This is a genomic window from Streptomyces sp. NPDC058001, from assembly GCF_042886315.1.
Classification (GTDB): Bacteria; Actinomycetota; Actinomycetes; order Streptomycetales; family Streptomycetaceae; genus Streptomyces.
Genome location: NZ_JBHVQT010000010.1, coordinates 65,848 through 84,951 on the forward strand (window position 1 = coordinate 65,848; position 19,104 = coordinate 84,951).

At 70.1% G+C, this 19,104-nt stretch carries 20 protein-coding genes; 13 read left to right on the forward strand and 7 right to left on the reverse strand.

Features of this window, described 5'->3' with window-relative positions; translation table 11 throughout:
- Positions 1–58: 58 nt before the first annotated feature.
- Together ACFVT5_RS25065 and ACFVT5_RS25070 are read right to left on the reverse strand one after the other, a co-directional pair.
- The gene (locus ACFVT5_RS25065) at positions 59–526 is read right to left on the reverse strand and encodes an NUDIX domain-containing protein (RefSeq protein ID WP_389892137.1); all 468 of its coding nucleotides are present in this window, start codon (positions 524–526) and stop codon (positions 59–61) included.
- On the reverse strand, positions 513–1,100 hold the full coding sequence (locus ACFVT5_RS25070) for a DUF5919 domain-containing protein (RefSeq protein WP_389892140.1): 588 nt from the start codon (positions 1,098–1,100) through the stop codon (positions 513–515). Before ACFVT5_RS25070 ends, ACFVT5_RS25065 begins: the two co-directional genes overlap by 14 nt.
- A 353-nt stretch (positions 1,101–1,453) precedes the next feature.
- Here ACFVT5_RS25070 and ACFVT5_RS25075 point away from each other — a divergent pair, with 353 nt between their 5' ends.
- Genes ACFVT5_RS25075 through ACFVT5_RS25085 form a run of 3 tightly spaced genes read left to right on the forward strand, consistent with a single transcriptional unit; the run spans position 1,454 to position 2,555 of the window.
- The gene (locus ACFVT5_RS25075) at positions 1,454–1,879 is read left to right on the forward strand and encodes a hypothetical protein (protein WP_389892143.1); all 426 of its coding nucleotides are present in this window, start codon (positions 1,454–1,456) and stop codon (positions 1,877–1,879) included.
- Positions 1,876–2,058, forward strand: a complete 183-nt coding sequence (locus ACFVT5_RS25080) for a hypothetical protein (RefSeq protein ID WP_389892146.1) — start codon at positions 1,876–1,878, stop codon at positions 2,056–2,058. The genes ACFVT5_RS25075 and ACFVT5_RS25080 overlap by 4 nt, the downstream gene beginning before the upstream one ends.
- Positions 2,055–2,555: a hypothetical protein gene (locus tag ACFVT5_RS25085; protein WP_389892148.1), complete on the forward strand. Its 501-nt coding sequence runs from the start codon at positions 2,055–2,057 to the stop codon at positions 2,553–2,555. Before ACFVT5_RS25080 ends, ACFVT5_RS25085 begins: the two co-directional genes overlap by 4 nt.
- Positions 2,556–2,600: 45 nt before the next feature.
- Here the strand turns inward: ACFVT5_RS25085 and ACFVT5_RS25090 are convergent, their stop codons facing one another.
- The 4 genes from ACFVT5_RS25090 to ACFVT5_RS25105 all read right to left on the reverse strand — a co-directional run bounded on the left by ACFVT5_RS25090 (position 2,601) and on the right by ACFVT5_RS25105 (position 7,313).
- The gene (locus tag ACFVT5_RS25090; RefSeq protein ID WP_389892151.1) at positions 2,601–4,139 is read right to left on the reverse strand and encodes a PstS family phosphate ABC transporter substrate-binding protein; all 1,539 of its coding nucleotides are present in this window, start codon (positions 4,137–4,139) and stop codon (positions 2,601–2,603) included.
- Positions 4,140–4,258: 119 nt separating this feature from the next.
- Positions 4,259–6,184 (reverse strand): serine/threonine-protein kinase, encoded by a 1,926-nt coding sequence (locus tag ACFVT5_RS25095; protein ID WP_389892154.1) that lies wholly within the window; start codon positions 6,182–6,184, stop codon positions 4,259–4,261.
- Positions 6,185–6,231: 47 nt separating this feature from the next.
- A complete protein-coding gene (locus ACFVT5_RS25100; RefSeq protein WP_389892157.1) occupies positions 6,232–6,696 on the reverse strand; it encodes a MarR family winged helix-turn-helix transcriptional regulator in 465 nt (154 codons plus the stop codon).
- Positions 6,693–7,313 carry a DJ-1/PfpI family protein gene (locus ACFVT5_RS25105; protein ID WP_389892160.1) on the reverse strand — a complete coding sequence of 207 codons (621 nt, stop codon included), beginning with the start codon at positions 7,311–7,313 and terminating at the stop codon, positions 6,693–6,695. The genes ACFVT5_RS25100 and ACFVT5_RS25105 overlap by 4 nt, the downstream gene beginning before the upstream one ends.
- Before the next feature lie 194 nt (positions 7,314–7,507).
- On the opposite strand from ACFVT5_RS25105, the gene ACFVT5_RS25110 reads away from it, so the two are divergent.
- From ACFVT5_RS25110 to ACFVT5_RS25125, 4 genes are all read left to right on the forward strand, one after another.
- Positions 7,508–8,863 carry an aspartate aminotransferase family protein gene (locus tag ACFVT5_RS25110; RefSeq protein WP_389892163.1) on the forward strand — a complete coding sequence of 452 codons (1,356 nt, stop codon included), beginning with the start codon at positions 7,508–7,510 and terminating at the stop codon, positions 8,861–8,863.
- 201 nt (positions 8,864–9,064) lie between these two features.
- Entirely contained in the window at positions 9,065–9,751 is a 687-nt protein-coding gene (locus ACFVT5_RS25115; protein ID WP_389892165.1) for a GntR family transcriptional regulator, read from the forward strand.
- Positions 9,748–12,174, forward strand: coding sequence for a dolichyl-phosphate beta-glucosyltransferase (locus ACFVT5_RS25120; protein WP_389892168.1), 2,427 nt, complete (start codon positions 9,748–9,750; stop codon positions 12,172–12,174). Before ACFVT5_RS25115 ends, ACFVT5_RS25120 begins: the two co-directional genes overlap by 4 nt.
- Before the next feature lie 95 nt (positions 12,175–12,269).
- On the forward strand, positions 12,270–12,920 hold the full coding sequence (locus ACFVT5_RS25125) for a hypothetical protein (protein ID WP_389892171.1): 651 nt from the start codon (positions 12,270–12,272) through the stop codon (positions 12,918–12,920).
- Between the two features lie 254 nt (positions 12,921–13,174).
- Here the strand turns inward: ACFVT5_RS25125 and ACFVT5_RS25130 are convergent, their stop codons facing one another.
- Positions 13,175–13,927 (reverse strand): SLATT domain-containing protein, encoded by a 753-nt coding sequence (locus ACFVT5_RS25130; RefSeq protein WP_389892173.1) that lies wholly within the window; start codon positions 13,925–13,927, stop codon positions 13,175–13,177.
- A gap of 345 nt (positions 13,928–14,272) precedes the next feature.
- Between ACFVT5_RS25130 and ACFVT5_RS25135 the strand changes: the two genes are divergently transcribed.
- The 6 genes from ACFVT5_RS25135 to ACFVT5_RS25160 all read left to right on the forward strand — a co-directional run bounded on the left by ACFVT5_RS25135 (position 14,273) and on the right by ACFVT5_RS25160 (position 19,041).
- A complete protein-coding gene (locus ACFVT5_RS25135; RefSeq protein ID WP_389892956.1) occupies positions 14,273–14,614 on the forward strand; it encodes a YbaB/EbfC family nucleoid-associated protein in 342 nt (113 codons plus the stop codon).
- Between the two features lie 56 nt (positions 14,615–14,670).
- Positions 14,671–15,270 (forward strand): recombination mediator RecR, encoded by a 600-nt coding sequence (gene recR / locus ACFVT5_RS25140; RefSeq protein ID WP_389892176.1) that lies wholly within the window; start codon positions 14,671–14,673, stop codon positions 15,268–15,270.
- A 197-nt stretch (positions 15,271–15,467) separates the two neighbouring features.
- Entirely contained in the window at positions 15,468–16,130 is a 663-nt protein-coding gene (locus ACFVT5_RS25145) for a DUF5063 domain-containing protein (protein ID WP_389892179.1), read from the forward strand.
- Positions 16,131–16,495: 365 nt separating this feature from the next.
- Positions 16,496–17,506 (forward strand): hypothetical protein, encoded by a 1,011-nt coding sequence (locus ACFVT5_RS25150; protein WP_389892182.1) that lies wholly within the window; start codon positions 16,496–16,498, stop codon positions 17,504–17,506.
- A gap of 74 nt (positions 17,507–17,580) precedes the next feature.
- Positions 17,581–18,471 (forward strand): DNA-processing protein DprA, encoded by an 891-nt coding sequence (locus tag ACFVT5_RS25155; protein ID WP_389892185.1) that lies wholly within the window; start codon positions 17,581–17,583, stop codon positions 18,469–18,471.
- 120 nt (positions 18,472–18,591) lie between these two features.
- Positions 18,592–19,041: a nuclear transport factor 2 family protein gene (locus tag ACFVT5_RS25160; RefSeq protein WP_389892188.1), complete on the forward strand. Its 450-nt coding sequence runs from the start codon at positions 18,592–18,594 to the stop codon at positions 19,039–19,041.
- The last annotated feature ends 63 nt before the right edge of the window (positions 19,042–19,104 follow it).

Consider the following 19,104-nt stretch of genomic DNA (forward strand, 5'->3'; position numbering starts at 1 on the left):
ATGGGCAGGCCCCTCCTTGGGAACGACGCCTGGATGATGCCCCGCGATGACGCCCCGATCACCGGAAGGCGGGCATCGTGCCGCTGCGCCAGTCGTTCACGCGCTTGCGGATGCCGGACACCATGGGCAGCGCGTCGACGTCTGCCGCATCGAACCAGCGGACATCCGTCGACTCGTCGGAGACCACGATCTCACCGGCCACCGGGCGAGCCAGGAAGCAGATGGAGAACTCCTGCCGCACCTCGCCGTCGTCGTAGGCGAAGACATGCCCCGGATTGGTGTACGTCCCGACGAGACCGACGATCTCGACGTCGAGACCGGTCTCCTCACGGGTCTCGCGGACGGCGCATTCAGGCAGGGACTCTCCGATGTTCATGGCGCCCCCGGGCAGGGCCCACATGCCGTTGTCGACGCGGCGCTGAAGCAGAACACGCCCTTGCTCGTCGACCACGACGACCGAGGCCGCCGGTACGAGACTGTTCGCCTCGGGTGCGTCCGGATCGTCCTCGTAGTCACGCCTGCCCATCGACATCCCCTTCCCACACCGGGGTACCCCGGTTCCACAGTTCCTCGACATGCGACACGAAGCGGTCGAACATGCCGTCGTCCTGATGCCTGCGCAGATGCAGCGTGGGCGCGTCGTGGCCGACGTTGTGTGTCAGCAGAGGGGTGACGATCATGTCGTCATCGAAGCGGAACACGGACAGATGGGCGTGTCCGCCGCTGTACCGCGCGTCGATGCCCGAGTGCCCCTTGATCTTCTCCAGCTCGGCGAGCGTCACGCGGATACGCGTCGACAGGGTGAGCGCGACGTCCTCGTCCTGCTCACGCGACCGCGTGAGTTCGCTGTCCGGATCCCCGATCAGGAAACGCACACGGCACCCCTGAGCCGCCTTGCGTCCCAACTCCTTGCCGAACCGGGACTGTTCGAGCCACAGGAAGTAGTTGGTGTACCCGGCGAAGGTCAACTCCCGCTTGGCGTTGGTGATCAGCGAACGCCACAGTGAGGCCGGGCAGCCGGAACGGTACGGGTACACCGAGACGACCTCCCTGTCCGGGCCGACCTTGATCGCCTTCTTCGCCGCTACTGGCCACAACACGGCCTCGTCCTCTCCGAGCGCTTCGCAGACGGCCCACCGGTGGCGGGCCCGGGGCACGCGGCCCGACTGAGTCAGCCACCGGCCAATCGTCTTGACGTCGACGCCACACTGTTCGGCCAACTCACGGTCTCCTACGTGCGCTTCGGCCATGGCGCGGCGCAGTGCTTCGTTCACGAGTACCCCAAGGGACGTTAGGGACGCTTTCTGGAGCCCTTCCACTCTGTACCTAACGTTCTCGGGACGCAGTAGGAACGCCCGACTCAACTCGCAAGAGTGGTGGAGGTACCACGCACAGACCCCGGCGACCGCGCTAACGGCCCCGGGGCGTGGCCGACTACGAAGGAGTCGACGCGATGCACCGTACAACTGCCCCTGGCCCGAACGAAACGGTGTCCCCAACGGACCCACCACCCCTGCTGACCGACCAGCTCACCGCGTGGGTGCGGGACCAGCCCCCCTGCGAGCAGGTGGCCGTTGCCGCGCTCATCGAAGAGGACGAGCTGCTGGCGCGTCATTGGGTCCGCCGTCTCCTGGTCGCCGAGCACGACGACGGTGCGCTGTCGTGTGACTGGTTGCAGTTCGAGGCCCGGTACACCCGGGCGCCGGGGCTGACTCCGGAGGACAAGGCGTTCCTCCGCCTGATCATCGCGATCCGTTTCCCCCGGGACGTCTCGCTGTGGAACCTCGAACTGCTGGACGACCGGCGCCTGTGCATCGTGCTCCGTGCCATGGCGAAACTGGCCGGGTCCGAGACGGTCGCCGTAGGGACGCGGGTATGACCGGGCCTCAGCTCATGTATGTGACCGAGGACGGCCGCGTGGAGTTCTTTCCGGAGGCCGCCATCGCGTACGAGGCCCTGATCGAGCACACCGTGACGTGCGCGCAGTGCAACGCCGACCAGTCGAAGTGCGTACCCGGTACGGCTCTGCGCCGCGCGCTGAGGGCGGCGCGCCGGTGAGCGCCGCCGAGGACCAGGTCCTCACTGAGCTGTCGCTGTTCGAGATCCCGGGCATGCGCCAGCTCACCACCGAACAGAACACCGGTACCGCGTGTGTGTGGTGCGCCGATCCCCTCGTACGAGGCACGCGTGTCGACCTCCGTGCGGGCATCGGCTGGGAGCCGCACTCCTGCCGGTCCTGCTACACGATCCGGGTCGCGGTCGTGACCACGTACAGGAACCTCTACAGCCACTGGACCTCGTGCGGGCAGTGCGAGGACGCCGCCCTGGTCGGGGACCGGCTCTGCGCCGACGCCACCACGCAACAGACCGCGCTACTCCGGGCCCGCACGGCGGCCGGAAAGGGCCGACCCGTCTGCATCTCCTGCCACGCCGACCTCACCGAACAGGAACTGAACGCCGGCACCTTCGCACCCCTCGTATGGATGGGATACAGCTCGCCCCACCGGGGCTTCATCCACACCGGCGCCTGCCTATGGCACGGCAGCACACTGTGACGTGCGGGGGTTCCGGTTCGGGTGCCGATTCGTTCAAGGCGCCGCTCAGTTCTCCTCGCCGCAGATTCGCAACCCCTCCGGTGTCGCGCACGGCAAATGGCCGAGGTCTCGGATCACGTCCTGGCCGGTGCCCCGGCTCATGAAGGCGACGAAGCTGGCGGCGAGGGAGTCGGCGGGCGGGCGGTGGTACGTGTACGCGTACTCGATCTCGCGGTACGGATAGCCGTCCGTGTCGCCGGCGCGCAACGCGTCAAGTGAGGGCTCGTTACCGTCGAGGCGCAGCGCGTGCAGGCCCTTCACGCCGTCCGTCGCGCGCAGTTCGCTGTAGCCGACGGCGCCGGGGAGCCGGGCGACCATGGCCAACACCTGCTCGGTGCCCTCCAGTTCGCAGCGCACCACGTCGGGCCCCGGATTGTCCCGGTGGACGCAGTCCAGTGAGGTGTTGGCGGGCTCGCCCTCCTGAAGGACCCGACGCTGGAAGACCTGCCGCGTACCGGAGTTGGCGTCGCGACTGACCAGGCGTACCGCGAGGTTCGGGCCGTCCAGCTCACGCCAGTTGGTGATCTCGCCCCGGTAGAGCCGCCGTACCTGGTCGAGGGTGAGGCCCGTGAGCGTGACGTCGTCGTTGACGACGAGGGTGAAGACGGACACGGCGACGCGGGTGGGCTGGAGTTCGGCGTAGCCGGAAGGCGCCGGGCCGTCGGAGAGGGCCACTACCGCCGGTGAACTCCCCTTCGCCGCCGCCCCCTTCTCGACCAGCCCCCGTATCCCGGCGGTACTGCCATGCGTGTCCACGGTCACCGTCGAACCGGCGCACTCCTTCTCGTACCGGTCGGCGAGCCGCAGCAGCACCGGCCGGAACGCCGTCGAACCGGTCACCGTGAGGGTGCCCCGGGCACACCCCATCGGCGGCGGCCGGTCGTCACGGACGACGATGATCGTGGCGAGGACGACGACACAGGCCGTGAGCAGCACGGTGATCACCCGGGCGGCGCGGCTGAAGAGGGGTGGTTTGTCGTCCGGTGTCGTGGAACGGTTCGGCTTGACCTCGCCGTCCTTGATGCCGCCCTCGATCCGGATCGGACGGCCCACACCGCCGCCGGACAGCAGCATCAGCAGCTTGAAGTGCTCGCCCCGGTTGAGCGGCACTCGGGGCACGCACAGTTCGGACCCCTCGTACCGCAGGCCCGCCGTCTCGGTGAAGTGGCCCATCAGATGCCCGGCCTGGCGCGGCACGCTGACGACCAGGCCCTTGATGGTGCGATCGGTCAACACGACTTCCAGGCCGTGCAGTTCACGGCGCCGGTAGTCGTCCTCGTCGATGGACTGCGAGCCGTCGTTCTCTATCCGCAGCAGAACGAGGGTCGCGTCCTCCATGCCGGGCACGTCGGCGAACCAGCCCCGGCGGACGTTCGCCCGGCCGTCGTGCGCCTCGCGGCCTACCGGGGTGTCCAACTGGACGCGGTAGCCGATGCGTTTACGGCGCGGTACCCGCAGCTCGTACCAGAGGACGGCGACCGAGGTCAGCACACCGAGCACCGCCGTCCCGACGGCCACGACGTTCTCGGCGCTCAGCCATTCCACCGCTCCACGGTAAAAGCGCCGGAGCCGCCCGGGAACAAGTGTTCTGATTGGCCGTCAGGAGTTCGCCCCTCGTTCAACTCCGCACCGTTCAACTCCGCACCGTTCAGCCCCTCTTCCCTTCAGCCTTTCTTGTACGTGAGTGCGTCGCCGTTGTCGTTGTTGACGCGGCGCAGCCGGCCGTCGGAGAGGATCGTGACGGTGGTGGCGGCGCCCGGCGTGCAGGACGACATCGGCTCCCCGACGGTGACCCGCGACGGTCCGATCTCCAAGGGTCCGTCGCCGGAGGGCGCGGAGGTCAACTCGGCCTGGAACACGCAGTGATACGTACCCCCGCCGTCCATCGGGCCGTCCGCCGTGAGGGACATGACCGTGTCGCCGACCTTGCCCTGCTGGATGACGAGGCGACGGGTGCTGTGCCCGGACGCGTTGTCGATGGTGCCGGACCAGGTGCCGAGGTAGGCGTCGGGCACGGTCCCCTCGTCCTTCGGCGCGGAGGACTCCGGCGTCGGGGACGGGGAGGGGGAGTCCTCCGTCGAGGGGCCCGGGGTGCTCGGGGCGCCCGAGCTGGTCGGCGGCTTGGGGTCGTCCCCCTTGGCCTGCGTGCCGCCGTCGTCCTTCATCAGCGCGTACACGGCCCCGCCCGCGCCCAGCGCGACGACGAGCGCGACCACGACGAGCACGGCGGTCGACCGGCCGCCGCGCCGGGGCGGTTCCGGCGGCGGGGGACCGTACGGGGGCGTGGCGCCATAGGGAGGTGCGGCGCCGCCATACGGCGACGGTCCGTACGGCGACGGGCCATAGGGAGGCGTGGAGCCGAGCGCGCCGGGCTGCTGCTGCGGATACCCGTACCCGTAGGGCGGCGGCGCGCTCTGCGGGTACCCGTACTGAGGCGGCGGGGCCGCCGGGGCGTGGGCGGGTGGCGGGGTGGCGCTGACCTGGGTGGGGAGGCGATCGAAGGAGGGGGCGGCGTTGGGTGTGGGGGGAGGGGGTACGGGGGTGCCGGCGGCGGGGGCCTCGGGGGTGTCGGCACTCCCGGGATCCGGGGCGGGTTGCCCTGGCGCGGCGGTGGCCTCGTCCGCGCCGCCAACCGCGGCACTCTGACCTGCCCCAGCCTCCCCCTCCGTCCCCGGATCCTCCGTGTCCAGCAACTGCACGGCGTGCCGCCCCAGTTGGGCCACCAGCGCCCCCGGCAGCCACGGGTCGAGCGCGCGGCCGTCCGAGACGGTGTCCTCGGCTCCCGTACGGGCGAGGATGTCGTCCAGGGACGGGCGGGACGCGGGGTCCTTGCTGAGGCAGTCCCGTACGAGGTCGGCCAGGCCCTCCGGAAGCGCGGCCAGGTCCGGTTCCTCCTGCGCGATACGGAACATCAGCGCGTGCACACCACTGTTGGCGGTGCCGAACGGCAGTCTCCCGGTGGCGGCGTACGCGAGGACCGAGCCTAGGCAGAACACGTCGCACGCCGGGGTGATCCGGTCGCCGCGTACCTGCTCGGGCGCCATGAATCCGGGCGATCCGACCAGCGCGCCGGTCCGGGTCAGCCCGCCGTTCGTCACCGTCTCCAGGGCCCGCGCGATCCCGAAGTCGATGACGCGTGGGCCGTCGATGGTGACCAGGACATTGGACGGTTTGAGGTCGCGGTGGATGAGTTCCGCCGCGTGGATGTCCTTGAGGGCGTGCGCGAGTCCGGCGGCGAGTATCCGCACCGAGCGTTCGGGCAGCGCCCCGTGGTCGTGTCCGACGACCGTCTGGAGCGTGGGTCCGGCGACATAGCCGGTCGCCACCCAGGGGATCGCGGCGTCCGTGTCCGCGTCGAGTACCGGCGCGGTCCACTGCCCGCCGACCCGTAGCGCGGCCCGTACCTCCTGCCGGAACCTCCCCCGGAATTCCTCCTGTTCGGCGAGTTCCTGCCGAACCAGCTTCACCGCGACCGTACGGCCCCGGTCCGACCGCGCCAGATACACCTGCCCCATACCGCCCGCGCCGAGCCGCGCCAGCAGTCTGTAAGCACCGATCCGCTGCGGATCCCCCGCCCCCAGCTGTTCCATGGACCGAGGATAGGTGCGGGCGCCCTGCCGGGGGACCGGGCCGCCCTCTACGGTTCCGTAACAGCGGCGCCCTGTCGTCCGGTGACCTCGTCCATGGCGGCCGACAGCCGCTCCAGCACCCGTACCGTCTCGGCGAACGCCTCGTCGCCGAGATGGCGCGCGAGTCGGTCCGCGAGGTCGGCGTGCCCGGGGTTGATCTCCGCGATGGCCGCCCGCCCCTCCGACGTGGGTCTCAGCAACTTGGCACGCCGGTGCGCCGGGTTGGGTACGTACTCGGCGAGGCCGCGCTTGGCGAGGAGGTCGGCGACGCGTTGCACGCTCTGCCGGGTGATGCCCATCGCGCGGGCGATCCCGGCGACGGGCAGCGGCTCCCGGAGTACGGCACCGAGCACCTGCCACCAGGCCGCCGTCAGCCCGGCGGGCTTCGCCAACTCCTCGGATGCGGTGAGGAATTGACCGTTGAGTCGGAAGACGGCGAGTGCGGTACCGCTGAGCAGGTCCTGGTGGCTCACTTGCCGGCGGCTTCCAGTACGGCGTACGCGCCGGCGTCGGAGTCATGGAAGAGCCGGTACCAGGCGTCGAGTACCTCGCCCTCGAACACACCGAGCAGCCCGAGGACTTCGCGCGCGAACGCGACGGGTTCGGTGGGCCCGGCGGTGACCAGCGCACCGGTGCCGTCCGCCGCCCGGTCGGTCACGGCATCGGCGTCGACGTAGTGATCGCCCCCCTGATACCCGGTGGCCGCCAGATAGAAGGACACGGCGCTGGTGTGCGCCCGATCATCGAGCAGCCCTTCCCGAGCGAGCCCCGCGGTGGCTCCGCAGATCGCGGCGACGGGAGTCCCGGCATCGAGAAATCCCCGCGCGGCCCGCGCGAAGGGCGCCAGCTCATCACCGCTGTCCCAGAGATCGGCCCCGGGCAGAATCAGCAACGAGGACTCCTCGGCCCGCACCTCGTCCAGCGCGACATCCGGCTGAATCCGGACCCCACCGATGGTGGTGACGGATTCCCGACCGACCCCGACGGTCCGCACCTCGAACCCACCCCGCGCGAGATACGCGACCGCATGCCCGGTCTCCCAGTCGGCGAGGGTGTCGTACACGGCGAGATGAACGGGTTTGCGGTCCATGCGTTCCTCCTGGGACGGGCCGAGCAGATGTAAGTACCCTGTCAAAAAGGCAGTGTGCTGTCAATCGGAACGAAAGGGGAAGCCGAGAGGGAAACTGAGGGGTCGCCCGTCTGGACAGACTGTCGCGTTCCGGCCCGTACCTCACACACCTCGCCGATGTCACGTCCCACCCCCCGCCACCTACCCTCACCCCCATGACCCCTCAGCCGAACCCGCAGGCCGGCGCCGCCGTGAAGGCTGCCGACCGGGCACACGTCTTTCACTCCTGGTCCGCCCAGGACCTCATCGACCCGCTGGCCGTCGCCGGAGCCGAAGGCGCGTACTTCTGGGATTACGAGGGGAACCGGTATCTCGACTTCACCAGCGGTCTTGTCTTCACCAATATCGGGTACCAGCATCCGAAGGTCGTCGCCGCGATCCAGGAGCAGGCCGCGAAGCTCACCACCTTCGCGCCCGCGTTCGCCGTCGAGGCCCGTTCGGAGGCCGCACGCCTCATCGCCGAGCGCACCCCCGGCGACCTGGACAAGATCTTCTTCACCAACGGTGGCGCCGAGGCGATCGAGAACGCCACCCGCATGGCCCGCCTGCACACCGGCCGCCACAAGGTGCTGAGCGCCTACCGCTCGTACCACGGCGCCACCTCGACGGCGATCAACCTCACCGGCGACCCCCGCCGCTGGCCGTCCGACAACGGTTCCGCGGGCGTCGTCCACTTCTGGGCGCCCTTCCTCTACCGGTCCCCCTTCTACGCGGAGACCGAGGAGCAGGAGTGCGCGCGGGCGCTCCAGCACCTGGAGGACACCATCGCCTTCGAGGGGCCCGCCACCATCGCGGCCCTGATCCTGGAGACCATCCCCGGCACCGCCGGGATCATGATGCCCCCGCCCGGCTATCTCGCCGGGGTCCGCGCGATCTGCGACCGGTACGGGATCGTCTTCGTCCTGGACGAGGTCATGGCCGGGTTCGGACGGACCGGTTCCTGGTTCGCCGCCGATCAGTTCGACGTCGTCCCCGACCTGCTCACCTTCGCCAAGGGCGTCAACTCCGGGTACGTACCCCTCGGCGGTGTCGCCATCTCCGGTGCCATCGCGGAGACCTTCGCGCGCCGCCCCTACCCGGGCGGGCTCACGTACTCCGGGCACCCCCTGGCCTGCGCGGCGGCCGTCGCGACCATCGGTGTGATGGAGGACGAGGGCGTCGTCGAGAACGCGGCCCGGATCGGCGCCGACGTCCTCGCGCCCGGTCTGCGCGACCTGGCCGGGCGGCACCCGAGCGTTGGCGACGTCCGCGGCACCGGTGTCTTCTGGGCCCTGGAACTCGTCCGCGACCGCGAGACCCGCGAGCCGCTGGTCCCGTACAACGCGACCGGTGAGGCGAACGCCCCCATGGCCGCGTTCGGCGCGGCGGCCAAGAAGCGCGGTCTGTGGCCGTTCATCAACATGAACCGCACCCATGTCGTCCCGCCGTGCACCATCACGGACGCCGAGGCGAAGGAAGGTCTGGCCGCCCTGGACGAGGCCCTGACGGAGGCCGACCGCTTCATCGCGTGAGGGTGGCACTGCGGACGGCGACCAAGGACGGCGACCGAGGACCGGAAAAGAAAAGAAATCGCGGCCCCGAAAACATCGCCGGAACGCAGTGACTCAAAGCCCCTGAAAATCGGCACCGATTTCCGGCCCCCCGGAAAGGTAGGGTTACCCCCGCTCGTCAGAGCGATTAGTGACCCACACCGCCCGGGGGGAGGACGCCACATGCCAGGTATCGGCGCGAACGCCGCCGCCGTCACCCGCAACACCCTGCGCCAGCAGATCGCCGACGCCCTCCGCGACGAGGTCCTGGCCGGCCGTCTCCAGCCGGGCCAGGAGTTCACGGTCAAGGAGATCGCCGACCAGTACGGCGTCTCCGCGACCCCGGTCCGCGAGGCCCTGGTCGACCTGTCGGCCCAGGGCCTCCTGGACTCCGTCCAGCACCGCGGCTTCCGGGTCCACGAGTTCTCGCTCGCCGACTACCGGGGCATGGTCGAGGCCCGCAGCCTGGTCACCGAGGGACTCTTCCGCGGCCTCACCGAGGCATCGCACCGCCGGGGCGCCGCCGAGGCGCTGCGCGGGGTCCGGCGCCGCGGCGAGGAGGCCCAGCGCGCGGCGGCGGCCGGTGATCTGAACGTGCTCATCGGCTATGACCTGCGGTTCTGGCGGGAACTCGGCGCCCTGTTCGGCAACCCGTACCTCTCCGACTTCCTGCACCGGCTGCGCGTCCAGTCCTGGGTCTGCGCGGTACCGCTGCTCCGCCGCGAGAGCGACCTCAGGGGCTGCCTCTGGGCGGGCCACACGGAACTGGTCGACGCCCTCGCCCGCCGCGACCAGTCCGACGCCGGCGCGATCGTCGCCGCCTACAACGCGCACTCACTCGCCCTGATCGAACGGCTGGCCGCTGGATGAACGCAGTGGACCTGTCGGTGGTCGTCCCCGCGTACAACGAGGAGCACCGGCTCGGTCCCACGCTGGAGGCGATATGTGCCCATCTGGGTGCCGCCGACAGCCGCTGGGGGACCTGGGAACTGATCGTCGTGGACGACGGCTCGACCGACGGCACCCGCAAGCTCGCCGACGAGGCCGCCGCCCGAGACCCGCGCGTCCATGTCGTCGGGAGCGAGCACAACGGCGGCAAGGGGCATGCCCTGCGCGTGGGCGTCCTCGCCTCGTACGGCCGCCGGGTGCTGGTCACGGACGCCGATCTGGCCGCGCCCATCGAGGAGTTGGACCACCTCGACAAGGCGCTCTCGGAAGGCCACGCGGCGGCCATAGGGTCCCGGGCGACACCGGGCGCCACCATCGAGAACCGTCAGCACCGGGTCCGTGAACTCCTCGGCCGCACCGGCAACTTCCTGATACGCGGCGTCGCGGTGCCCGGCATCCGCGACACCCAGTGCGGCTTCAAACTCTTCGAAGGCGACCTGGCCCGTGAGGCGTTCGCCGCGTCCCGGCTCTCCGGCTGGGGCATCGACGTCGAGATACTCCAGTACCTGCGCCGCCAGGAGGCACCCGTCGCCGAGGTCCCGGTCCGCTGGGCCCACCAGCCCGGCTCCAAGGTCCGCCCCCTCGACTACGCGCGCGTCCTCGCCGAACTCTCCGTCCTCAAGGCCCGCTCGCTGCGCCGCGCCGACCTGCTGGCCGCCGCCCTGTTCCTGATCGCGTCCGTCGCCCTGTACTCCGGCCGCTGGTCCGGCGGCCCGGAGCACCGCTATCTGACGGACTCCATGCAGGACCAGAACCAGTGGGAGTGGTTCTTCGCCGTCACCGCCGACAACATCGCGCATCTGCGGAACCCGCTGTTCACCACGCTCCAGGGCTTCCCGGACGGCGTGAACCTGATGGCGAACACCGTGATGCTCGGCCTGTCGGTCCCGTTCGCGCCGGTGACCTGGCTCTTCGGCCCCGCGATCAGCCTCGCCCTGGTGATGACCCTGGGCCTCGCCGCGACCGCCCTCGCCTGGTACTGGCTGCTCGTCAAGCGTCTCGTACGCCACCGGGGCGCCGCCGCCGTCGGCGCGCTGCTCGCGGCCTTCGCGCCGCCCATGGTCAGCCACGCCAACGCGCACCCGAACTTCGTGCTCCTGTTCATGATGCCGCTGATCGTGGACCGTGTGCTGCGGCTGTGCGAGGGCGGCCGGCCGGTCCGGGACGGGGTGCTCCTCGGCCTGTTCGCGACGTACCAGATCTTCGTCGGCGAGGAACCGCTGCTGCTCGCGGCGATCGGCCTGCTGCTGTTCCTCGTCGGGTACGGGGCGCTGCGCCGCGATCTGGCCCGTACGGTGTGGCGGCCCCTGGTCCGGGGGATCGGCGTCGCGCTGGCGGTCTGTCTTCCGCTGGTCGCGTTCCCGCTGTACTGGCAGTTCTTCGGGCCGCAGAGCTACCACAGCGTGCTGCACGGCGACAACGCGGGCAACAGCCCCCTGGCCCTCCTCTCCTTCGCCGAGCGTTCCCTCGCCGGCGACGCCGAGAGCGCCGCGCGGCTGTCCCTCAACCCGACCGAGCAGAACGCCTTCTACGGCTGGCCGCTCACCGCGCTCGTCTTCGCGATCGTCGTCCGGCTCTGGGACCGGACCGTCGTCAAGGCCCTCGCGTTCACCGCCGTCTGCGCCGCCCTGCTCTCGCTCGGCCTGCGGTTCCGTATCCCGCTGACGGACATCGTCCTGCCGGGCCCCTGGAAACTGCTCGCATCGAAGCCCCTGTTCGAATCGGTCATCGAGTCCCGGGTCGCGATGATCTGCGCCCCGGCCCTCGGCATGCTGCTCGCGCTCGCCCTGGAACGCCTGCTCACCACCCGGAACCTGGTCAACCGGACGGTCGGCCTCGTCGCCGTCACCGCCGCGCTGCTGCCGATCGTGCCGATGCCCCTGAAGGCCGTGGACCGGGCGCCCGTACCGGCGTTCATCGCCGACGGCACCTGGCGCTCGTACGTCGACACCGCGCGCGGCGAATCGCTCGTCACGGTCCCGCTGCCCGACCCCGGCGCCGCCGAGGCGTTGCACTGGCAGACCGTCGCGGGCCTCGACTTCGCGCTGCCCGGCGGCTACTTCAACGGCCCCTACGGACCCGACCGCGTCGGTATCTACGGTGCCTCGCCGCGCTGGACGTCGAATCTGCTCCGGGACGTCCGTTATTCGGGCCGCATCCCGGCCATCGGCGATTCCTGGCGGAACCAGGCACGCAAGGACCTCGCGTACTGGCGCGCGGGCGCCGTCGTCCTCGCCCCGCAGCCGAACGACGAGGCGTTGCGCCGCACGCTCGAACAACTCCTCGGCCGCCCCGGGACCTGGGTCGACGGTGTCTGGGCCTGGGATCTGCCGCGGGTGAGCTGACGGTGTGACCTGCCGCGGGGGAGCCGACCGGCGGCCCGCGCATTACGCTGCTGCCCGGCGTCCTTCCCTCTTCCCCTCGCGAGGAGTGCTCTCTCTTGGCCTGTGACCTCTGGCTGGTCCCGCTCGTCGACGTGCTCTGCCACAGTTCCGACAACCCCTTCGCCGAGGAACTCGCGCTCTACGACCGGACCTTGGGCGAGGCCGGCCTGCCCCCGGTGCCGGTGTACGCCTATATGCCGGGCCTTTCCGGTGACGTGGCCCCGGTCGCGGGCTTCGACTACGACGCGCTGCACTTCCTGCGCCGCGCCTACCTCCTCCAGATCTGCGGGCTCGCCGTGACGCCCGTGGACGCACTCGGCGGCGACTACGAACAGCTCCTGGAGATGTTCGAGTCCACCGCCCAGCAGTCGCACCTGGTCTGGCACTACGACCACGCGGGCGCGTACGTCCCCCTCGACTTCCCGGCCCCGCTCTCCAACGACGAACTCCTCGCGGGCGGCGGCCCCCTGGGCTCCTCCCAAGCGCTCCTGCGCGAACTGGAGTACGTGGCCCCGGCGATCGGCATCGACCCGGCCAACCCCCCGGCCCCCCCGAGCCCCCCGGCGGGCCCCACGGACCTGGAAGAACCAGCGGCCCCCGCCCCACCGGACGACAGCCCCTTCGCCAGAGAACGCCACGTCTGGCTGGGCCTACACGCAGCAACAACAAGAAGCCTGGCCCAGGGCTCCATGATCATCTTCAGCTAACACTCACCGGTCCTGGATACTTCCGCTGCTTCCGTTGTGGGCAGGCGTCCCGCACGGCGCCCCCACCCCACCCGCGCCAGCCCTCCCGTTCCGCCTCCGTTGTGGGCAGGTGTTCCGCACGGCGGAACGGGTGGGCACAACGGAACCCCGGTGCCGGGCAACCCGAAGCAGTCGTTCACCGAGACCTCGGTGCCGGGCAACTCAAGAGCAGACGTTCACCGAGCCCCCCGTACCGCGCACCCGTACCCCAAGGGTTACCGAGGTTCCGGCGGCCGTTGCCGAGGCATGTTCGGGCGGGCCGCCCCGGAGGGGTGGGGGAGGACCCGCCCCCCGGACACACCGTCACCCCGGGGCCCACCCGAACCAACCACCCCGGTCTGCAAACCCAGCGGCGCGGGCCCGGCCCGAAACTCCACCATCCAGTCCGCCGTCTCCACCCGCACCAGCTCCGTCACGTCGTCACAGAACCGCCGCAACACCCCAAGACACCGATCGGCCGCCTCACTGGCGGTCCCCTCGGTCGGCCCCAAAACCTCCCGTACACACTCCGACGCCCAGTCGAACTGAAGAACCTGAAGCCGCCGCTGCACCGCCTGCGCCGTGGCCACGTCCCTTATCCACCCGGACGTCAACCCGAAGAACCGGTCCCCGGCCACACACGCCACCGCCAGCAACAGCGCGAGATACCCCCAGGCCGCGACCCCGCCACCGACGGCCCCGGTCAGTTCCATGAGCGGCAGCACCCCCGCGACCACGGCCCCGACCGCCGCCCCGCCCCGCAGCCCCCGCGCCCCCCGCCGCTTCCACACCCGGTCCGCCAGATACCAGTCGGCGGTGGCCAGGGCGCCCTGCTCCACCCACCGGTACAGCTCTTCGAGCCGCTGAGCCGGTTCCGCCCAGTTGCCGAGCGGAAAGCGCCGCCCGGCCAGATCGTCCGGCCGCAGGCCCCCGCCCTCGCCCCGCCCGTCCTGGGGCGGTCCCTCGGGCTGCATCTCCGGCTGACTCACCCGGCACTCCCTATGTGCTGCATGTCCTGCGGTACGTGATGACGGCGATTCGCGATGATTGCTCTGAGTGATGAATGGGCGACGTTACGTGATGTTGCTGTGACGTGCGGTGCCGATCGGCCGCCCCCTTCCTACCGCCCAATGGGTGGCCGCACTTCCGTTTTCGCAGGTTTTCCGCCCGGAAGTGGCCCTTGATCAGGTATAGGAGAACGGCCCAACTCACTCGAAAGAGTGCTGGGGCGAGTGACCCTCCGAGCACGTAGGCTCGTGCCAGGCGGAAAACCCCGCCGACCTGTCATACCGTCGTCCGCCGGCGTGGAAAGCGCCGGCAGCCAGGAGCTGATCGTGATCCCCGGTGGTGGCCAGCCCAATATGCAGCAGCTGCTCCAGCAGGCCCAGAAGATGCAGCAGGATCTCGCGCGCGCCCAGGAGGAACTGGCGGCGACCGAGGTCGAGGGGCAGGCGGGCGGCGGCCTGGTCAAGGCGACGGTGACCGGTTCCGGTGAACTGCGTGGCCTGGTCATCGACCCCAAGGCCGTAGACCCGGAGGACACCGAGACCCTGGCGGACCTGGTCGTCGCGGCGGTCCAGGCGGCGAACGAGAACGCGCAGGCGCTCCAGCAGGACAAGCTCGGCCCGCTCGCCCAGGGAATCGGCGGCGGCGGCATTCCGGGACTGCCCTTCTAAGGCGGTCGACGGCCAACTACGGTTACGTACCGAAGCACTCCAGGAAAGGCAGTCCGTTGTACGAAGGCGTGGTCCAGGACCTCATCGACGAGTTGGGCAGGCTGCCCGGCGTCGGTCCCAAGAGCGCGCAGCGGATCGCCTTCCACATCCTCCAGGCGGAGCCGACCGACGTACGCCGCCTTGCCCACGCCCTCCTTGAGGTGAAGGCCAAGGTCCGCTTCTGTTCGGTCTGCGGCAATGTGGCGCAGGAGGAGCAGTGCGGTATCTGCCGTGACACCCGGCGCGACCCGGCGGTCATCTGTGTCGTCGAGGAACCCAAGGATGTCGTGGCGGTCGAGCGGACCCGGGAGTTCCGGGGCCGGTATCACGTGCTGGGCGGCGCCATCAGCCCCATTGAGGGCGTCGGCCCGGACGATCTGCGCATCCGCGAACTGCTGGCCCGCCTCGCGGACGGCACGGTCACCGAGCTGATCCTGGCCACGGACCCGAACCTGGAGGGCGAGGCCACGGCCACCTACCTCGCCCGCATGATCAAGCCCATGGGCCTGCGGGTCACCCGTCTCGCCAGCGGCCTGCCGGTGGGTGGAGACCTGGAATACGCGGACGAGGTCACCCTCGGCCGCGCCTTCGAGGGGAGGCGGTTGCTGGATGTATGACACCACTGGCATCGGCATCGGCCGCCCCGTTCGCCGGGCGGCGCCCAGTACGGCGTACCGCACCGGACGACCCGTCCGCCGGGCCGAACGGCCCGGCATAGTGTCCCGCCGTCCGCACGACGGTGCGGGGGACGCAACAAGAGCCGCCGCGGAAGAGGTGACTCTCGGACGCGCCTTCGAGGGGAGACGACTCCAAGATGTCTGACGCCACGCTGCACGCCACGACTCAGGACCCGGACGACTTCGCGGTCCAGATCTCCGATCAGATCGAGAGCTTCCTCGTCGCCGTCGGCGAGGTCGCCAAGGGCGACGAGCCGGACTCCGCCGTGCCGTTCCTCCTCCTGGAGGTCTCGCAGCTCCTGCTGGCCGGCGGCCGACTGGGCGCGCACGAGGACATCGTCCCCGACGAGCGGTACGAGCCCGACCTCGGCCCCGAGCCGGACGCCGACGAGCTGCGCGAGCGCCTCGCGGTCCTTCTCGAACCGGTCGACGTCTACTCCGAGGTCTTCGACCCCTACGAGCCCCGCAAGGCCCCCGTCGCCTGCCGTATCTCCGACGACCTCGCCAACGTGGTCGCCGACCTGCGCCACGGCATGGCCCACTACCGCGCGGGCCGCGTGGTGGAAGCCCTGTGGTGGTGGCAGTTCTCCTACTTCTCCAACTGGGGCTCCTCGGCCTCCGGCGCCCTGCGCGCCCTCCAGTCCCTGGTGGCCCACGTCCGCCTGAACCAGCCCCTGGAGGCCCTGGACGGCCTGGACACGGACGAGGACCTGGCGGACGACGACCTGGCGGAAGCGGCGGGCCGAGTCATGGCAGAAGAAATCGCGGCCCCCTTGGGCCTCCGCACCACTTCACCCTGACGGTTTCCACCGGCGTTCGCCGGCCTTCACCCACCCCATAAACCCCAGATAAACCCCAGGTCGGCCCGAGGCTCAAGCCTCGGGCCGCGGGTTTCGGGCCCCGAGCTTCTCCCAAGGAATGGTTGGTTGGTCTCTCTACCCACCCAACCAACCCGGGATCGCAGGCAGGGCGCCAACGCGGGGCGCCAACGGTCGCTCTGACATGGCCAGTTCACTTTGGGTGACCAGCTTGCGCCGCAGTGTGTGCAGGCTTTAGCGTTCGCGGCAGGAAACAGCCCCGGTCGGTGCGCCAACACCGAGTCCGGGGCCTGACCTACGAGTCGAACCCGGCTCAACCCACTCGAAAGATTGATTGAGGCCCGCTCGTGGCTATCCTCAACTCTACTTCCGCGCTGCCCGCCGCCGCACACCCCCACGCAAGTCCGGGGTACGGAAAGCGCGAGGCACCGGCCCAATTACCGCCCTCTGAGCAGGACTTCGCACACCTGCCCAGGAGGGAAGCCGAGATCGCCGGCTATCTGGATCGCCTGGACGAGGGATCGGCGATCGGCTACAAAGCGCTGGCGAGCGTGCTCGACGGCTACGGCCAGCAGGCGTGCCGCACGGCGATCGGCAACCTCACCGACCACGGCCACATCCGGCACGTTCTGGAGCATCTGACGGCGGCCGACGGCTGCATGCGCTGGGTGACCAGGACGTATTGGTCCCGTACGGCACGGGACGACGCGTGGTGGGCCGAGTTCGTACGCGACATCCACGGCACTGACGTGACGGTGCGGCGCCGCTCGGGCAAGGCGACGGTGCCGGGTCCGAGGGTTGAGCCCGCCGACGCGGACACCCCGCAAGTCCCGGAACCGGAGCGGGAGTCGGAGGCCGACCTCCCGTCCAAGGACCCTTCCCAGCCACCGTCCCCTTCCCCGTCCCCCGCGTACACCGCTCTCGCCCGCCTCGGCCGTCAGGACCCCCGGATGACGTTGTCCGGCGCGGAATGCGCGGCCCTGGAACCGCTCGCGGCCGAGTGGCTGGAGCGCGGTGCGAGCGTCGACCATCTCACCCGGGCCCTGACGGCAGGGCTACCCGTACCCGTACAGAATCCGGGCGCCATCGCCCGTCACCGACTGGAGAAGAAGATGCCCCCCAAGCAGACTCCCGCAGCCGCCGAGCCCCAGGGCGAGCGGGTCACCCGCGCTCTGATGGTCTGCCCCCTGTGCGACGAGGACGAACGTACGGTGAACCTCGTCCGAGGCATCTGCGAGGACTGCCGCGCCGAGTTCATGTCCCCCGAGCGCGACGTCCGCCCCGGCCACGTGCCCGACACCTTCCGCCCCGCCCGGCGCATCGACCCCCTCCCGGTGGCGCAGCCGTGGCACAGGTGAGGTGCGCGGCGCCGTCGATACCCCGGTGCTCCGTTACCGGGGTGACCGGTGGGGGCCGTCTCTATACTTGCGGCATGGACCGGGAGCTGGAGCAGGCGGCGCTCGTCGCACTCCTGCGGCGCGGGGATCGGTCCTGGTCCGACCTCACCGACCAGGTCGAATCCGTCGGAAGCGCCTGGGAAGTCCTCGACGGTGCCCTTGATGTCTCCGGGCAGGGTGCCTTGTTCGATGAGGCGTTCGCGGACGAAAAGGACCTGGAGGGCATCGCCGCCGAGATCGCGGCCTGGGAGAGCGAGGGCATGCGGCTGGTCACCGTCCTGGACGACGACTACCCGCTGTATCTGCGGCTGGTGCACCAGCGTCCGCCCTTCCTCTTTCTGCGCGGCACTCCCGTAGAGGACGATCTGCGGGTCGCCGTCGTCGGCACCCGTAACCCCACCCCCGAGGGCGTCGCGCACGCGCGCGCCATCGCCGGAGGGCTCGCGGAGCGGGGTGTCACCGTCGTGAGCGGCCTCGCCGCCGGCATCGACACGGCAGCACACGGAACGGCCCTCGCGGTCGGCGGGCGAACCGTCGGGGTCATCGGGACGGGCCTGCGCCGTTCCTATCCGGCGCAGAACGCCCGCTTGCAGGGCGAGATCGCCGAGCGGGGGCTGCTGCTCTCGCAGTTCTGGCCCGACGCGCCGCCGTCGAAGACATCCTTCCCGATGCGCAATGCCGTGATGAGCGGGTACAGCCTGGCCACCGTGGTCGTCGAGGCCGCGTATCGCAGCGGAGCCCGTATGCAGGCCCGGCTCGCCCTGGAGCACGGGCGTCGGGTCTTCCTGATGCGGTCGCTCATGACACACGAGTGGGCACGGGAGTACGCGGCACGACCCAACACCACGGTCATCGACGGCCCCGACGACGTATTCACCGAACTCGACTCCCTCGTCCCTGCCACGGGCGAACTCAGCTGGATGTGACGGCGAGGCGACATGGTCTCCTGGGTTCGGACAGGGCGTGTTGCGGGAGTGGTGACCGTGTTGCACGACGACGTCTGATTTCCGCGAGCAAGATGTGGCCTTGCTGATCACGCTGGTGTCATGACGATCTCATCCACTACAGACTCAGTGACGGTCCTCACCTGCATGTATGCGGCTGAGGCCGAGTACCTCGCGGCCGGAGGTCCCGGCGAGGCTTCGTTCGACTTGCTTGCCCCCTTCTTCGCGTCGGATGTCGAGCTGCATCAGGCGGATGCCCTGCCGTACGGGGGTACTTGGCGTGGGCACACAGGAATGACGCAGTTCTTCCTCACGATGGGACAGGTCTGGGAGACCTTCGACATGGTGGAGCAGGAGTTTCTTGCCACCGGTGAGACCGCGGTCGTACTCACCCAGGTCCGTGCCCGTGCTCGTGCGACCGGCCGTGAACTCAGCTTCCCCATCCTGCAAACGATCACGGTCAAGGACGGGCAGATCGCCGAGGTCCGTCCGTTCTACTGGGACACGCAGGCCATCGCCGACGCCTGCGCCGGATCCACGCCGACAGACTGAGACCGACCGCAAGTCCCTCCCCCCGGTCGTCCCGCCGTGGGCAAGTGTCCCCGGAAGCCTGAC

Bases quoted from the DNA above. Each gene is read 5' to 3' on its own strand.
- ACFVT5_RS25065 (WP_389892137.1), bottom strand. From the start codon at position 526: ATGGGCAGGCGTGACTACGAGGACGATCCGGACGCACCCGAGGCGAAC.
- ACFVT5_RS25075 (WP_389892143.1), top strand. From the start codon at position 1,454: ATGCACCGTACAACTGCCCCTGGCCCGAACGAAACGGTGTCCCCAACG.
- ACFVT5_RS25080 (WP_389892146.1), top strand. From the start codon at position 1,876: ATGACCGGGCCTCAGCTCATGTATGTGACCGAGGACGGCCGCGTGGAG.
- ACFVT5_RS25095 (WP_389892154.1), bottom strand. From the start codon at position 6,184: ATGGAACAGCTGGGGGCGGGGGATCCGCAGCGGATCGGTGCTTACAGA.
- ACFVT5_RS25105 (WP_389892160.1), bottom strand. From the start codon at position 7,313: ATGGACCGCAAACCCGTTCATCTCGCCGTGTACGACACCCTCGCCGAC.
- ACFVT5_RS25110 (WP_389892163.1), top strand. From the start codon at position 7,508: ATGACCCCTCAGCCGAACCCGCAGGCCGGCGCCGCCGTGAAGGCTGCC.
- ACFVT5_RS25115 (WP_389892165.1), top strand. From the start codon at position 9,065: ATGCCAGGTATCGGCGCGAACGCCGCCGCCGTCACCCGCAACACCCTG.
- ACFVT5_RS25120 (WP_389892168.1), top strand. From the start codon at position 9,748: ATGAACGCAGTGGACCTGTCGGTGGTCGTCCCCGCGTACAACGAGGAG.
- ACFVT5_RS25145 (WP_389892179.1), top strand. From the start codon at position 15,468: ATGTCTGACGCCACGCTGCACGCCACGACTCAGGACCCGGACGACTTC.
- ACFVT5_RS25155 (WP_389892185.1), top strand. From the start codon at position 17,581: ATGGACCGGGAGCTGGAGCAGGCGGCGCTCGTCGCACTCCTGCGGCGC.
- ACFVT5_RS25160 (WP_389892188.1), top strand. From the start codon at position 18,592: ATGACGATCTCATCCACTACAGACTCAGTGACGGTCCTCACCTGCATG.